A 16,535-nucleotide genomic window follows, 5' to 3' on the forward strand; every position below is an offset into this window, starting at 1 on the left:
TGGGAACATTGCAAGAGCTGAAATAAAGGAATAAGAATTGATGGATAAACGTATTTTTGTTGAGAAAAAGGCTGATTTTCAGGTCAAGTCAGAGAGTTTGGTAAGAGAACTCCAACACAACTTGGGGCTTTCAACCTTAAAAAGTATTCGCATTGTGCAAGTTTATGATGTCTTTGATTTGGCAGAGGACTTGTTTGCACCTGCAGAGAAGCACATATTCTCTGAGCAGGTGACGGATCATGTCTTGGATGAATCAGCCGTGCAAGCAGATCTTGCTAACTATGCTTTCTTTGCCATTGAAAGCCTGCCTGGTCAGTTTGACCAGCGTGCAGCTTCTTCACAGGAAGCCTTGCTTTTGCTGGGAAGTTCGAGTGATGTTATGGTCAATACAGCCCAACTTTACTTGGTTAATAAAGATATTGATGCTGCTGAGTTAGAAGCGGTCAAGAACTACCTGCTCAATCCAGTGGATTCTCGTTTAAAGGACATCACGACAGGGATTGCCAAACAGGAATTTTCAGAGTCAGACAAGACCATTCCAAAATTGACTTTCTTTGAAAGCTATACAGCAGAAGACTTTGCCCGCTACAAGGCAGAGCAAGGGATGGCCATGGAAGTGGACGATTTGCTCTTTATCCAAGACTACTTCAAGTCAATCGGGCGCGTGCCAACTGAGACGGAGCTCAAGGTTTTGGACACTTACTGGTCTGACCACTGCCGTCATACGACTTTTGAGACCGAGTTGAAGAACATTGATTTCTCAGCTTCTAAATTCCAAAAGCAATTGCAAGCGACCTATGATAAGTATATTGCCATGCGTGATGAGTTGGGACGTTCGGAGAAACCACAAACCTTGATGGATATGGCGACTATTTTTGGTCGTTATGAGCGTGCTAATGGTCGTTTGGACGATATGGAGGTGTCTGACGAAATCAATGCTTGCTCGGTCGAAATAGAAGTGGACGTTGATGGTGTCAAGGAACCTTGGCTCCTCATGTTTAAAAACGAAACTCACAACCACCCAACGGAGATTGAACCATTTGGTGGAGCGGCAACTTGTATTGGTGGAGCCATTCGTGACCCATTGTCAGGGCGTTCCTACGTTTACCAAGCCATGCGTATTTCAGGTGCTGGCGATATTACAACTCCAATTTCAGAAACTCGCGTTGGGAAATTGCCACAACAAGTTATTTCTAAAACCGCTGCTCATGGTTATTCTTCTTACGGGAATCAGATTGGGCTTGCGACGACCTACGTTCGTGAATACTTCCACCCAGGCTTTGTGGCCAAACGTATGGAACTTGGTGCCGTTGTCGGTGCGGCACCTAAGGGCAATGTCGTTCGTGAAAAACCGGAAGCGGGCGATGTTATTATCCTTCTCGGTGGTAAGACTGGACGTGATGGTGTCGGTGGTGCGACAGGTTCTTCTAAGGTTCAAACAGTTGAATCTGTAGAGACTGCTGGCGCTGAGGTTCAAAAGGGGAATGCCATCGAAGAACGCAAGATTCAACGCCTTTTCCGTAATGGCGATGTCACTCGTCTCATCAAAAAATCCAACGACTTTGGTGCTGGTGGTGTCTGTGTAGCCATCGGTGAATTGGCAGACGGTCTGGAAATCGACCTCAACAAGGTTCCTCTTAAATACCAAGGCTTGAATGGTACAGAAATTTCCATCTCTGAATCACAAGAACGGATGGCGGTCGTGGTTCGTCCTGAGGATGTATACGCCTTCGTTGCGGAATGTAACAAAGAGAATATTGACGCTGTTGTGGTTGCAACAGTGACTGAAAAACCAAATCTTGTCATGCACTGGAATGGTGAGACAATCGTGGACTTGGAACGCCGTTTCCTTGATACCAATGGTGTGCGTGTCGTTGTCAATGCCAAGGTTGTGGACAAGGATGTCAAGCTCCCAGAAGAGCGCAAGACAAGTGCTGAAGCCCTTGAAGCAGATACACTTGTGGTTCTATCTGATTTGAACCATGCGAGTCAAAAAGGCTTGCAGACCATCTTTGACTGTTCGGTCGGTCGTTCTACGGTCAATCACCCACTTGGCGGTCGTTACCAATTGACACCAACTGAAGCTTCTGTGCAGAAATTACCAGTTCAACACGGTGTGACTCATACTGCGTCCGTCATGGCTCAAGGATTTAACCCTTATGTGGCAGAATGGTCTCCATACCACGGTGCTGCTTATGCGGTTATCGAAGCAACTGCTCGTTTGGTGGCTACTGGTGCAAACTGGTCCAAGGCTCGTTTCTCTTACCAAGAATATTTCGAGCGCATGGACAAACAAGCTGAGCGTTTCGGTCAGCCAGTAGCAGCTCTTCTAGGCTCTATCGAAGCACAACTTCAACTTGGTTTGCCATCTATCGGTGGTAAGGACTCTATGTCTGGTACCTTTGAAGAATTGACCGTACCACCAACCTTGGTCGCTTTTGGGGTGACGACAGCGGATAGCCGTAAGGTCCTTTCTCCAGAATTTAAAGCTGCTGGTGAAAACATCTACTACATTCCAGGTCAAGCCCTCTCTGCAGAGATTGATTTTGATTTAATTAAGCAAAACTTTGCTCAATTTGAAGCCATCCAAGCTGATCATAAAGTAACATCTGCATCAGCTGTTAAATATGGTGGCGTTCTTGAAAGCTTGGCTCTTGCTACTTTTGGGAACCATATCGGTGCAGAGGTGACCTTGCCTGAACTTGAAACAGCCTTGACAGCTCAATTAGGCGGATTTGTCTTCACATCTCCTGAAGAAATCGCTGGAGTGAAGAAAATCGGTCAAACAAGCGCAGACTTTACACTCGTTGTCAACGGTGTGAAGCTAGATGGACACAAGCTTGACAGTGCTTTCCAAGTAACATTAGAAGAAGTTTACCCAACAGAATTTACCCAAGCAAAAGAATTGGCTGAAGTACCAGCTGTGGCATCAGATGCTGTGATTAAAGCTAAAGAAACTATTGAAAAACCAGTGGTTTACATCCCAGTCTTCCCAGGAACCAACTCAGAATATGACTCAGCTAAGGCCTTTGAAAAAGAAGGTGCAGAAGTCAACTTGGTGCCATTCGTGACCTTGAATGAAGAAGCTATTGTCAAGTCAGTTGAAACCATGGTTGACAATATCGGCAAGGCAAACATTCTCTTCTTTGCAGGTGGTTTCTCAGCTGCGGATGAGCCGGATGGATCAGCTAAGTTTATTGTCAATATCCTGCTCAATGAAAAAGTGCGTGTAGCGATTGATAGCTTTATCGCTCGTGGTGGCTTGATTATTGGTATCTGTAATGGATTCCAAGCTCTTGTCAAATCAGGCCTTCTTCCATACGGTAACTTCGAGGATGAAAGCAGCACTAGTCCAACCCTCTTCTACAATGATGCCAACCAGCACGTGGCCAAGATGGTGGAAACTCGGATTGCCAATACCAACTCACCATGGTTGGCTGGAGTGCAAGTGGGCGATATCCACGCCATTCCAGTATCGCACGGTGAAGGGAAGTTTGTCGTGACGGCTGAGGAATTCGCTGAGCTCCGTGACAATGGCCAAATTTTCAGCCAATACGTTGATTTTGACGGCAAACCAAGTATGGATTCCAAGTACAATCCGAATGGTTCTGTAAATGCCATCGAAGGAATTACCAGCAAGAATGGTCAAATCATCGGTAAAATGGGACACTCAGAACGTTATGAAGACGGTCTCTTCCAAAACATCCCAGGAAATAAAGACCAGCACCTGTTTGCGTCAGCTGTGCGTTATTTCACAGGGAAATAAAAGGTATAAAAAATGACATACGAAGTAAAATCTCTTAATGAAGAATGTGGTGTTTTCGGTATCTGGGGGCATCCAGATGCTGCTAAATTGACCTATTTTGGGCTCCATAGTCTTCAGCACCGTGGTCAGGAGGGAGCGGGAATCCTTTCTAATGATCAGGGGCAATTGAAGCGTCATCGTGATATGGGGCTTTTATCAGAAGTGTTCAGAAATCCAGCTAATTTGGATAAACTGACTGGAACGAGCGCGATTGGGCATGTTCGTTATGCGACTGCTGGCGAAGCTTCTGTAGATAATATCCAGCCCTTTCTCTTCCGCTTTCACGATATGCAGTTTGGATTGGCTCACAACGGAAACTTGACCAATGCCGAATCGCTCAAGAAAGAATTGGAACAAAGAGGAGCTATTTTCAGTTCAACTTCGGACTCGGAAATCTTGGCCCACCTCATTCGTCGAAGTCACAATCCGAACTTGATGGGCAAAATCAAGGAGGCGCTCAGCCTTGTCAAAGGTGGCTTTGCTTATATCTTGCTATTTGAGGACAAGTTGATTGCTGCGCTTGATCCTAATGGCTTTCGCCCGCTTTCTATCGGGAAGATGGCCAACGGAGCGGTGGTGGTTTCGTCTGAAACCTGTGCCTTTGAGGTCATCGGCGCCGAGTGGATTCGTGATGTAAAACCAGGGGAAATTGTGATTGTGGATGACAATGGTATCCAGTACGATAGTTATACGAATGATACTCAGTTAGCGATTTGTTCTATGGAGTATATCTATTTTGCTCGCCCTGACTCTAACATCCATGGGGTCAATGTCCATACAGCTCGCAAACGTATGGGGGCCCAATTGGCGCGTGAATTTAAGCATGAGGCAGATATCGTGGTCGGTGTGCCAAATTCCTCGCTCAGCGCAGCTATGGGATTTGCAGAAGAATCTGGTCTGCCAAATGAAATGGGTCTCATCAAAAACCAATACACGCAACGCACCTTTATCCAACCGACTCAAGAATTGCGGGAGCAAGGGGTGCGGATGAAACTGTCTGCTGTTTCGGGTGTCGTTAAAGGCAAACGTGTGGTGATGGTGGATGATTCCATTGTTCGTGGGACAACCTCTCGCCGTATCGTTCAGCTTTTGAAAGAAGCAGGTGCGTCTGAGGTTCACGTTGCCATTGGTAGTCCAGCGCTGGCTTATCCATGTTTTTACGGGATTGATATCCAGACGCGTCAGGAGTTGATTGCTGCCAATCATACGGTAGAAGAAACCTGCAAAATCATTGGTGCGGATAGCCTGACCTATCTTTCGATTGATGGCTTGATTGATTCTATCGGCATCGAAACAGATGCGCCGAACGGTGGTCTCTGTGTCGCTTACTTTGACGGTGACTACCCAACGCCTCTCTACGACTATGAAGAAGACTATCAAAGAAGTTTGGAAGAAAAGACCAGTTTTTACAAATAGACGGATAAAGACTCTCCATTAAAGGAAAGGAAGAGGAGACAAAGATGACAAATAAGAATGCATACGCACCACGTCTCACTACTGACTAAATGCTTAAGCATTTGTCAGTAGACGCTTTGCCCTATGGGGACAAAGCTATAGCCCTGACTAGTATTTTTAGATAAAATAACTGTTTATCTAAAAATACGTCGCAATCTTCTCAAAGAAAAGGAATATAAAAATGACAAATAAAAATGCGTACGCCCAGTCGGGTGTGGATGTTGAAGCGGGTTATGAAGTTGTTGAGCGGATTAAAAAGCACGTGGCTCGTACGGAGCGTGCGGGTGTCATGGGAGCTCTTGGTGGTTTTGGTGGCATGTTTGACCTCTCAAAAACAGGTGTCAAAGAACCGGTCTTGATTTCAGGGACTGACGGTGTCGGAACCAAACTCATGTTGGCTATCAAGTATGATAAGCATGACACGATTGGGCAGGATTGTGTGGCCATGTGTGTTAATGACATTATCGCTGCAGGTGCGGAGCCTCTTTACTTCCTGGACTACGTCGCGACTGGCAAGAATGAACCAGCTAAACTAGAACAAGTGGTTGCTGGTGTGGCTGAAGGTTGTGTGCAAGCTGGTGCAGCCCTCATCGGTGGGGAAACGGCTGAGATGCCTGGTATGTACGGCGAAGATGACTACGACTTGGCTGGATTTGCGGTCGGCGTGGCTGAAAAATCTCAAATCATTGACGGTTCAAAGGTGGCAGAAGGTGATGTTCTTCTCGGACTTGCTTCAAGTGGGATTCACTCCAATGGTTACTCACTCGTTCGTCGTGTCTTTGCCGACTACACAGGCGAAGAAGTCTTGCCTGAGTTGGAAGGCAGAAAACTGAAAGATGTCCTTTTGGAACCAACTCGTATCTACGTTAAAGCTGTCTTACCCCTCATCAAGGAAGGCTTGGTAAACGGTATTGCCCACATCACAGGTGGTGGTTTCATCGAGAATGTCCCTCGTATGTTTGCAGACGATCTAGCAGCAGAAATCGAAGAAGATAAAGTTCCAGTTCTTCCGATTTTCAAAGCCGTTGAAAAATACGGTCAGATCAAGCATGAAGAAATGTTTGAAATCTTCAATATGGGCGTAGGACTCATGTTGGCAGTTAGCCCTGAAAATGTAGATCGTGTCAAAGAATTGCTGGATGAACCAGTCTATGAAATTGGTCGCATCGTCAAGAAAGAAAATGAAAGTGTCATCATCAAATGAAAAAAATAGCGGTTTTTGCCTCTGGTAATGGCTCAAATTTTCAGGTGATTGCCGAAGAATTTCCGGTGGAGTTTGTCTTTTCAGACCATCGTGACGCCTATGTGCTGGAGCGGGCAAAAAAGCTTGGTGTCCTGTCCTATGCTTTTGAACTCAAGGAGTTTGAGAACAAGGCGGACTACGAAGCAGCTCTTGTCGAACTCTTGGAAGAACACCAGATTGCCTTGGTTTGTCTAGCAGGCTACATGAAAATCGTTGGGCCAACCTTATTGGCGGCTTATGAAGGTCGAATCATCAATATCCATCCAGCCTACCTGCCAGAATTTCCAGGAGCTCATGGGATTGAGGACGCTTGGAATGCTGGTGTTTCTGAGAGTGGCGTGACCATTCACTGGGTGGACTCCGGTGTGGATACAGGAAAGGTTATTAAACAAGTACGCGTACCACGACTAGCTGATGATACCATCGATAGCTTTGAAGCTCGAATTCATGAGGCAGAGTACAAGTTGTATCCAGAGGTTATTAGAGAATTGTTGGATAAGTAAATGAAAGGAAATAACATGACTAAACGCGCCTTAATCAGCGTCTCAGACAAAGCGGGCATTGTTGAATTTGCCCAAAAACTTAAAAAACTCGGTTGGGAGATTATCTCGACAGGTGGGACAAAGGTTGTCCTTGACAATGCTGGGGTGGAGACCATTGCGATCGATGATGTGACTGGTTTCCCAGAAATGATGGACGGTCGCGTCAAGACCCTTCATCCAAATATCCACGGTGGACTTTTGGCTCGTCGTGACTTGGATAGCCACTTGGAAGCGGCTAAGGACAATAAGATCGAGCTCATCGACCTTGTGGTGGTCAATCTCTATCCTTTCAAGGAAACGATTCTCAAACCAGATGTGACGTACGCTGATGCAGTTGAAAACATCGATATCGGTGGGCCATCTATGCTTCGTTCAGCAGCTAAAAACCATGCTAGCGTGACAGTTGTGGTAGACCCAGTGGATTATGCTGTGGTTTTGGACGAATTGTCAGCTAATGGTAAAACTACTTACGAAACGCGTCAACGTTTGGCAGCCAAGGTTTTCCGTCACACAGCAGCTTATGACGCCTTGATTGCAGAGTATTTCACAGCTCAAGTCGGAGAAAGCAAGCCAGAAAAACTGACCTTGACTTATGACCTCAAACAAGCTATGCGTTACGGTGAAAATCCTCAACAAGATGCAGACTTTTACCAAAAAGCCTTGCCAACAGACTACTCGATTGCTTCGGCCAAACAGCTTAACGGTAAGGAATTGTCCTTCAACAATATCCGTGATGCGGATGCGGCGATTCGTATTATTCGTGATTTCAAAGACCGTCCAACTGTTGTGGCTCTCAAACACATGAACCCATGTGGAATTGGTCAAGCTGATGACATCGAAACTGCTTGGGACTATGCATATGAGTCTGACCCAGTGTCTATCTTTGGTGGAATTGTCGTTCTCAACCGTGAGGTGGATGCTGCGACAGCTGAGAAGATGCACGGCGTTTTCCTCGAGATCATCATCGCACCAAGCTATACGGATGAAGCGCTAGCTATTTTGACTAACAAAAAGAAAAACTTGCGGATCTTGGCCTTGCCATTTGACGCTCAAGAGGCTAGTGAAGTGGAGGCAGAATACACAGGTGTGGTTGGTGGTCTCCTTGTTCAAAATCAAGATGTGGTCAAGGAAAGCCCCGCTGACTGGCAAGTGGTGACCAAACGCCAGCCAACCGAGACAGAAGCAACTGCTCTTGAGTTCGCTTGGAAGGCTATCAAGTATGTGAAATCAAACGGGATCATCGTGACCAATGATCACATGACACTTGGCGTTGGCCCAGGTCAAACTAACCGTGTGGCCTCTGTCCGTATCGCCATTGACCAAGCTAAAGACCGTCTTGATGGCGCTGTGCTTGCTTCGGATGCCTTCTTCCCATTCGCGGATAACGTGGAAGAAATTGCTAAAGCAGGAATCAAGGCTATCATCCAGCCGGGTGGATCAGTACGTGACCAAGAATCCATCGAAGCTGCTGACAAATACGGCTTGACTATGGTCTTCACAGGCGTGAGACATTTTAGACATTAAGAAACGATATTTATATAAGAATATGTTATATTTATACAAATAGATAAATCGGTAGAATGGAGAAGTTGAGATGTCATTTATAAAATTAAATGTGGGAATGTCGTTTTCAGGACCAACCATTGGAATTAGTCCAGATTTTAGAGAATTTATAAATGTTATAAATAAAAAAAGATATATCAGAAAAAGCAGAATTGAAAATATACATTTTCCTTTAGTTGGTCAAAGTACAATGTCATGGAAACTTAGAGGTGATTACAAGCATGGTTTTTATGCCTTCTCTTCGATAGCATTCGAAGGAGAATTTGGACCAAATCCAGATGTATTTATGATTTTTTCAAAGAATGATAATCTGATAGAATTTAATAGTAAAGAGCATTCGTTAAATGATGATGATTTAACAGTGGTTAAACTAAAGAAAAATATCTTTAAAAATAACAAGTATGAATATGGAATTGAAAAAGAGCTTAATTATTATTCTAATAGTGAATCAGAGTATGATATTCGTCCGTTCATTATTGTTGTATTTGGCGAAGATTCATTAGGATTTGCTACTATTACATTGATAAACAAAAGTTCAAGTACGGCAAATTCAAATGGATTTATTGGGGGAACAGTGCCAGGAACGGGAGTAAACCCTTTTCAACCTCAGGCAAGAAAATTAGTGTGGCCAACTGGCAAAGATCTATTACGTACATTAAAGGAACCTCAAACTGGTCGTTCTTTTAGGTTAGATAAAGAACAGGTTGATAATATTTTAAATTTGAAAAGGTATTTTGTTAATTTATTGGAACCGAACATTGCTAAAGTGTTGAAAGAGGAATATATAACGGAGTGAAACATTTTAGACATTAAGAAGACAAAAGGGAAGAAAACAATTTCTTTCCTTTTTTTGCTTAAAAAAGCTTAACGAAACAAGATTAAAACGAACGTTTATGATATAATATTAGTAAATAATTCGCAAAAGAGGTTGAGAGATGAAGCTGTTAGTTGTCGGTTCGGGTGGTCGTGAACATGCGATTGCCAAGAAGTTGCTTGAGTCAAAAGACGTTGAGAAAGTCTTTGTGACTCCTGGAAATGACGGGATGACTTTGGATGGTTTGGAGCTGGTGGATATCTCTATTTCCGAACATTCTAAGCTGGTTGACTTTGCAAAGGCTAACGATATCGCTTGGTCCTTTATCGGACCAGATGACGCCCTTGCTGCTGGGATTGTAGATGATTTTAACAAAGCTGGTCTCAAGGCTTTTGGTCCGACTAGGGCTGCAGCGGAGCTGGAGTGGTCCAAGGATTTTGCCAAGGAAATCATGGTCAAATACGGCGTTCCGACAGCAGCCTATGGTACATTTTCAGATTTCGAGGAAGCCAAGGATTATATCGAGGAGAAAGGAGCTCCAATCGTTGTCAAGGCAGATGGGCTAGCTCTTGGGAAAGGTGTTGTCGTTGCTGAGACAGTCGAGCAAGCGGTCGAAGCTGCTCATGAGATGCTTTTGGACAATAAATTTGGTGACTCAGGTGCGCGTGTGGTGATCGAGGAGTTTCTTGCAGGAGAGGAATTTTCACTTTTTGCCTTTGTCAATGGTGACAAGTTCTACATCATGCCAACGGCTCAGGACCACAAACGCGCCTATGATGGCGACAAAGGGCCTAACACGGGTGGTATGGGTGCCTATGCGCCAGTTCCTCACTTGCCACAGAGTGTGGTTGCCACAGCAGTTGATACTATTGTCAAGCCTGTCCTCGAAGGGATGATTAAAGAAGGTCGTCCTTATCTTGGTGTCCTTTACGCAGGGCTTATTTTAACAGCAGAGGGACCTAAGGTCATCGAGTTCAACGCTCGTTTTGGAGATCCAGAAACACAAATTATCTTGCCTCGTTTGACATCTGATTTTGCGCAAAATATCACGGATATTCTGGATGGTAAGGATCCGAAGATCACGTGGACGGACAAGGGTGTGACGCTGGGCGTAGTTGTCGCATCCAAGGGCTACCCGCTAGATTATGCAAAGGGTGTCGAGTTGCCAGCTAAGACGGAAGGCGACATCATCACCTACTATGCAGGAGCTAAGTTTGCGGAAAATAGCAGAGCACTGCTCTCAAACGGTGGACGTGTCTATATGCTCGTCACCACAGCAGACACCGTCAAAGAAGCCCAAGAAACCATCTACCAAGAACTCTCCCAACAAAAAACAGAAGGCCTCTTTTACCGAACAGATATCGGAAGCAAGGCAATTAAGTAAATATATAAGAATAACGCGACGAAGTCGCCAAACCCGATAATGGTCGTATGGTTTGCGAGCGTTAGCGAGCTAATATAGAACAATCACCGCCGTTGTGAAAGAACGATTGGATGATAAGCCAATCGTTCAGGGAAATTGGAAGACCTTGGGCTTCCGATTTAGTCATGAGACACCTTTGGTGGCTGCTGCCGTCCCTCACAACTTAAGGTGATTGAAAAAAGAAAGGAAAGAAAAGGATATTAACTATGAAACCAGTAATTTCCATCATCATGGGTTCCAAATCCGACTGGGCAACCATGCAAAAAACCGCCGAAGTCCTAGACCGTTTCGGTGTAGCCTACGAAAAGAAAGTTGTTTCTGCCCACCGCACACCAGACCTCATGTTCAGACATGCCGAAGAAGCTCGTAGCCGTGGCATCAAGGTCATTATTGCAGGTGCTGGAGGCGCAGCCCATTTGCCAGGTATGGTAGCTGCCAAAACAACCCTTCCAGTCATTGGTGTGCCCGTCAAATCACGTGCTCTTAGTGGCGTGGACTCGCTCTACTCTATCGTACAGATGCCGGGCGGTGTGCCTGTAGCGACAATGGCTATCGGTGAAGCAGGTGCGACCAATGCGGCTCTCTTTGCCCTCCGTCTCCTTTCAGTAGAGGATCAGGCTATCGCGACAGCTTTGGCAGATTTTGCAGAAGAACAAGGAAAAATCGCAGAGGAGTCAACAAATGAGCTCATCTAAAACAATTGGAATTATCGGTGGTGGTCAGCTTGGTCAGATGATGGCCATTTCTGCTATCTACATGGGGCACAAGGTTATCGCGCTGGATCCTGCGGCGGATTGTCCAGCTTCTCGTGTGGCGGAAATCATAGTGGCGCCTTATAACGATGTGGATGCCCTTCGTCAGTTGGCGGAGCGTTGCGATGTCCTAACCTATGAGTTTGAAAATGTCGATGCCAACGGTTTGGATGCTGTTATCAAGGATGGTCAGCTTCCTCAAGGAACAGACCTGCTTCGCATCTCCCAAAATCGCATTTTTGAAAAGGACTTCCTCTCAAACAAGGCTCAAGTCACTGTGGCACCCTACAAGGTTGTGACCTCAAGTCAAGACTTGGCAGATATGGACCTGTCGAAAAACTATGTCCTCAAAACTGCGACTGGTGGCTACGATGGTCATGGGCAAAAGGTCATTCGTGCAGAAGAAGACTTGGAAGAAGCCTATGCGCTGGCTGATTCTGCAAACTGTGTTTTGGAAGAATTTGTCAACTTTGACCTTGAAATCTCTGTTATCGTGTCAGGGAATGGCAAGGATGTGACAGTTTTCCCAGTTCAGGAAAATATCCACCGCAATAACATTCTTTCGAAAACCATCGTGCCAGCTCGCATTTCGGATAGTCTAGCTGAAAAAGCCAAAGTTATGGCAGTGCGAATCGCAGAACAGCTTAAACTGTCTGGAACCCTTTGCGTGGAAATGTTTGCGACAGCTGATGATATCATTGTCAATGAGATTGCCCCCCGCCCCCACAACTCTGGGCACTATTCAATCGAAGCCTGCGACTTCTCACAGTTTGACACACATATCCTAGGTGTTCTCGGAGCACCATTGCCAGCTATCAAACTACATGCCCCAGCTGTTATGCTAAATGTTCTCGGTCAGCATGTCGAGGCCGCTGAAAAATATGTCACAGAAAATCCAAGCGCTCACCTCCACATGTATGGTAAAATAGAAGCGAAGCACAACCGCAAAATGGGACATGTGACTTTGTTTAGTGATGTGCCGGATAGTGTGGATGAGTTTGGGAAAGGAAAGAATGAGTAATAAAGTTGATTTCAATGATTTGAAGAATATTGATTATGGGTTTAATAAACTATCTAAACTAAATCAAAAACCAGTTTTATTTGTTGGTTCAGGTTTATCTCAGAGATATTTGAAATCTCCTACTTGGTGGGGTTTACTAGAAAAAATCTCTGAAAAACTAGAAATAGATAAAAGTTTATTGGAGAAATGGACCAGTGATAATTATGAAGAAATTGCGGAAAGACTAGAAGCGATTTATTTTACAACGTTAAAAAAAGAATCATTATTAGAAAGCGATGATATAAGAAAGCCTTTCAGAGAGTTAATTGCTCAAATCTTAAACGAATATACAGTTGATAATTCTGAATATGAGAAAGAAATTTCAATACTTGGCGGTATTGATTACCAAAAATTAATCACAACAAACTATGATTCCTTACTAGAGAAAAGTGTTTTCAATATTGAAAATGAAGAGATTTATATTCACAATGATGATTTGTTCTCCTCCGAGACAAAAAATAAAAAGCTTTATAAGATTCATGGCTCTATAGACAAACCATCATCTATGATTATTACAAAATCTGATTACGACCAATTTTTTGAAAAAAGTAAGTATATATATTCTAAGTTGTTAACGATATTTGTAGAATCTCCTATAATATTCTTAGGCTATAGTTTGAGTGATAGAAATATTAAAGACATACTTACGACTTTGACTGTAACGTTAAGTCAAAAAGACTTAAAACAATTTCAAGAACGAGTATTTATTATTTCTTATTCTTCCGATGATAAGCCAGAGTACTTTTTGGAAAAAGAAGAATTAGCTCTTCTAAATGGATTGCTCATTAATGTGAATATTTTTTACTTAAGAAATAATTATCAACAATTGTATGAAGTATTGAGGGATATTTCATTACAGTCTGCCGATTTAGAATTTGCAGTTTCAAAGAATGATGTTGTCAATCATTTTATTATGCCACTTTATAAAGGTCAGAAATATCCAAAAGTTGTCATGAGAGAGTTGCTTCAAAATGCTATGGATGCATGTAAAGTAGCTAAAAGGGATTACAATATAAAAATTTCTGTAGAGGAAAAAAATGGAGTAATGTTTTTATCAATTCTAGACAACGGTATAGGTATGTCTATAGCTGAGATAAAAAATTATTATTTGACCATTGGAAAATCTGGTAAAAGAGAAGTAAGTAATGTGGATGATTTAGTGGGACGTTTTGGAATAGGTGCATTGTCAATGTTTCTAATTTCCGATTCAATTTTTGTGCAAACTAAGAAGAGTGGGGGCAGTCCAATTTCATTTAGGATGTATACAGATCCAACTAAAGAAAGTAAAGAAGTTCAGATGGATAATAGCAATCCGTATTTTGAATATGATTCATATACATTTGTTCGGTTGGAATTGAAAAAAGAATATGGAGATGAGTTAAAAGAAAAAAATAATACATCAGAATTTTTGGGATATTTTGGATTATTCGATGTTATTCGAGGAGGAGATATAAGTTTTGATGTTACGACGAATGAAACTAACTTTTCCCATTGTTTCAAAAAAATAAATTTAGATGATTTTATTTGTATTTCGGAGAAACCGTACAAAATTTTTATGTATTCTAAGAATATAGATGATTTGAAAGAGAATGATTTAAGTTCTTTAGCGAATCATATTTTATATGGAGATATGCTTGTGAAAGTTATCGACAATGATTACTTTAATGAAAGTTATTGGATTCATTCGAAAAAATCTCTGAAGTCACTAGTAAAAATTAGAAATTTACCTTTAATTATATTAGAGAAAACAAAAGGTATTGATATTCCACTTGACAGAAGATTTATTAATTTACCAGAAAGTATCGTAACACAAATAGAAAATGAGTATGATAGATTAAATTTACCTAAATATCTACAGGAGTTAAACTTAATTTGTGAAAATTCAATACCTATGCCTGATTATGTTTATGAAAATCCTTACAGTGTGCAAAAAATGAAGTTTAGTGAAATGTTGGCAAATTGGTATGTGAAATCATGTAAAGTTCACTTACCTATAGCTTATACTAGTGTTTTCTACATATCATCAAATAAAGTTGATGAAGTGGTAAGTACGGTTTTTAATGATAAAAAGGTAATTCCTATGAAAAACTCACATGAAAATATTTCTGATATTTCTAGTTCTATTGAAGGAAATTATATTGTTGCCCTATCTAGAAGTTATATTGAAGATAATGTAATTAATATCAAGAACCATAATGTCGGCTTTAGAGGAGAAGCAATTAGAAATATATTAAACAGATTTCATTTTCCGCATGAACACTTTAAAAAGTTGAAAACTCCATCAGAGATAAAAGATTTTGTTAAAAACCATAGCACAGAACTCATTGAATTTTTTACAAGTCTATACGAAAATAATATTTTATGGTTCGATGATAGTTATAAAGGAAGTAGTTTGATTTTGGAATGTAATGATTATTTGTATATATCTGAAAGAAAACTTAAAGGAAATGAAAATGTTGAGATTTTAAAGGACATTTTTCAAAAAAATATTTATAAAAATATTATGTTAGATGAGGGAGAAACAACATGATCAACCGTTACTCTCGCCCTGAGATGGCGAACATTTGGAGTGAAGAAAATAAATACCGTGCTTGGCTTGAGGTGGAAATCTTGGCTGACGAGGCATGGGCTGAGTTGGGGGAAATCCCTAAGGAAGATGTGGCTTTGATTCGTGAAAAAGCGGACTTTGACATCGACCGTATTTTGGAAATTGAGCAGCAAACTCGTCACGATGTGGTGGCTTTCACACGTGCGGTTTCTGAGACTCTTGGCGAAGAGCGCAAGTGGGTTCACTATGGTTTGACTTCTACCGACGTGGTGGACACGGCCTACGGTTACCTTTACAAGCAGGCCAACGACATCATCCGTCGTGACCTTGAAAACTTCACCAACATCATCGCTGACAAGGCTAAGGAACACAAGTTCACCATCATGATGGGTCGTACCCACGGTGTGCACGCTGAGCCGACAACTTTTGGTCTTAAATTAGTGACTTGGTACAGCGAAATGAAGCGTAATATCGAGCGTTTCGAGCATGCGGCTGCTGGAGTGGAAGCTGGTAAGATTTCTGGTGCGGTTGGTAACTTTGCCAACATCCCACCATTTGTAGAGCAATACGTCTGCGACAAATTGGGTATCCGTGCTCAAGAAATCTCTACACAGGTCCTTCCTCGTGATCTTCACGCTGAGTACTTTGCAGTTCTTGCTAGCATCGCAACTTCAATCGAGCGTATGGCGACTGAGATTCGTGGTCTGCAAAAGTCTGAGCAACGCGAAGTGGAAGAGTTCTTTGCTAAAGGTCAAAAAGGTTCATCTGCTATGCCTCACAAACGCAACCCTATCGGTTCTGAAAACATGACTGGTCTGGCGCGTGTTATCCGTGGTCATATGGTGACAGCCTATGAGAACGTCGCTCTTTGGCATGAACGTGATATTTCTCACTCATCAGCTGAGCGTATCATCACACCAGATACGACTATTTTGATTGACTACATGCTCAACCGTTTTGGAAATATCGTCAAGAACTTGACGGTCTTCCCAGAAAATATGATCCGCAACATGAACTCAACTTTCGGTCTTATCTTTAGCCAACGTGCTATGTTGACCTTGATCGAGAAGGGAATGACGCGTGAGCAAGCCTATGATTTGGTGCAACCAAAAACGGCCTACTCTTGGGACAACCAAGTGGACTTTAAACCACTTCTTGAAGCAGATCCAGAAGTAACTTCACGTCTCACTCAAGAAGAAATCGACGAAATCTTCAACCCTGCATACTACACCAAACGAGTGGATGATATCTTTGAACGTATCGGACTGGGTGATTAATCCTAACAATAAAAAGCGAGATTGAATCTCGCTTTTTTATATGCTTGTCTAAG

12 protein-coding genes are annotated in these 16,535 nt (G+C 42.7%); all 12 read left to right on the forward strand.

The window, feature by feature from the left end:
- Nucleotides 1–40 precede the first annotated feature (40 nt).
- Nucleotides 41–3,766 carry a phosphoribosylformylglycinamidine synthase gene (locus tag M1F56_RS07445; RefSeq protein WP_247917307.1) on the forward strand — a complete coding sequence of 1,242 codons (3,726 nt, stop codon included), beginning with the start codon at nucleotides 41–43 and terminating at the stop codon, nucleotides 3,764–3,766.
- 12 nt (nucleotides 3,767–3,778) lie between these two features.
- Nucleotides 3,779–5,221, forward strand: coding sequence for an amidophosphoribosyltransferase (gene purF, locus M1F56_RS07450; protein WP_247917308.1), 1,443 nt, complete (start codon nucleotides 3,779–3,781; stop codon nucleotides 5,219–5,221).
- A gap of 220 nt (nucleotides 5,222–5,441) precedes the next feature.
- The gene (gene purM, locus M1F56_RS07455) at nucleotides 5,442–6,464 is read left to right on the forward strand and encodes a phosphoribosylformylglycinamidine cyclo-ligase (protein ID WP_247917309.1); all 1,023 of its coding nucleotides are present in this window, start codon (nucleotides 5,442–5,444) and stop codon (nucleotides 6,462–6,464) included.
- Nucleotides 6,461–7,006: a phosphoribosylglycinamide formyltransferase gene (purN, locus tag M1F56_RS07460; RefSeq protein ID WP_247917310.1), complete on the forward strand. Its 546-nt coding sequence runs from the start codon at nucleotides 6,461–6,463 to the stop codon at nucleotides 7,004–7,006. Before purM ends, purN begins: the two co-directional genes overlap by 4 nt.
- A 15-nt stretch (nucleotides 7,007–7,021) precedes the next feature.
- Nucleotides 7,022–8,569 (forward strand): bifunctional phosphoribosylaminoimidazolecarboxamide formyltransferase/IMP cyclohydrolase, encoded by a 1,548-nt coding sequence (gene purH / locus M1F56_RS07465; RefSeq protein ID WP_247917311.1) that lies wholly within the window; start codon nucleotides 7,022–7,024, stop codon nucleotides 8,567–8,569.
- A 70-nt stretch (nucleotides 8,570–8,639) separates the two neighbouring features.
- Nucleotides 8,640–9,404: a hypothetical protein gene (locus M1F56_RS07470; protein WP_247917312.1), complete on the forward strand. Its 765-nt coding sequence runs from the start codon at nucleotides 8,640–8,642 to the stop codon at nucleotides 9,402–9,404.
- 139 nt (nucleotides 9,405–9,543) lie between these two features.
- Entirely contained in the window at nucleotides 9,544–10,806 is a 1,263-nt protein-coding gene (purD, locus tag M1F56_RS07475) for a phosphoribosylamine--glycine ligase (RefSeq protein ID WP_247917313.1), read from the forward strand.
- A gap of 94 nt (nucleotides 10,807–10,900) precedes the next feature.
- Nucleotides 10,901–11,017 carry a phosphoribosylaminoimidazole carboxylase gene (locus M1F56_RS07480; RefSeq protein ID WP_247917314.1) on the forward strand — a complete coding sequence of 39 codons (117 nt, stop codon included), beginning with the start codon at nucleotides 10,901–10,903 and terminating at the stop codon, nucleotides 11,015–11,017.
- 34 nt (nucleotides 11,018–11,051) lie between these two features.
- Nucleotides 11,052–11,540: a 5-(carboxyamino)imidazole ribonucleotide mutase gene (gene purE / locus M1F56_RS07485; protein WP_000805606.1), complete on the forward strand. Its 489-nt coding sequence runs from the start codon at nucleotides 11,052–11,054 to the stop codon at nucleotides 11,538–11,540.
- The gene (gene purK / locus M1F56_RS07490; protein ID WP_247917315.1) at nucleotides 11,527–12,618 is read left to right on the forward strand and encodes a 5-(carboxyamino)imidazole ribonucleotide synthase; all 1,092 of its coding nucleotides are present in this window, start codon (nucleotides 11,527–11,529) and stop codon (nucleotides 12,616–12,618) included. The genes purE and purK overlap by 14 nt, the downstream gene beginning before the upstream one ends.
- Complete coding sequence (locus M1F56_RS07495) at nucleotides 12,611–15,187, forward strand: SIR2 family protein (protein ID WP_247917316.1); 2,577 nt, start codon at nucleotides 12,611–12,613, stop codon at nucleotides 15,185–15,187. Before purK ends, M1F56_RS07495 begins: the two co-directional genes overlap by 8 nt.
- On the forward strand, nucleotides 15,184–16,482 hold the full coding sequence (gene purB / locus M1F56_RS07500) for an adenylosuccinate lyase (protein WP_247917317.1): 1,299 nt from the start codon (nucleotides 15,184–15,186) through the stop codon (nucleotides 16,480–16,482). Before M1F56_RS07495 ends, purB begins: the two co-directional genes overlap by 4 nt.
- Nucleotides 16,483–16,535: the final 53 nt, after the last annotated feature.

This window comes from Streptococcus oralis, assembly GCF_023109005.1.
Lineage (GTDB): Bacteria > Bacillota > Bacilli > Lactobacillales > Streptococcaceae > Streptococcus > Streptococcus oralis_BU.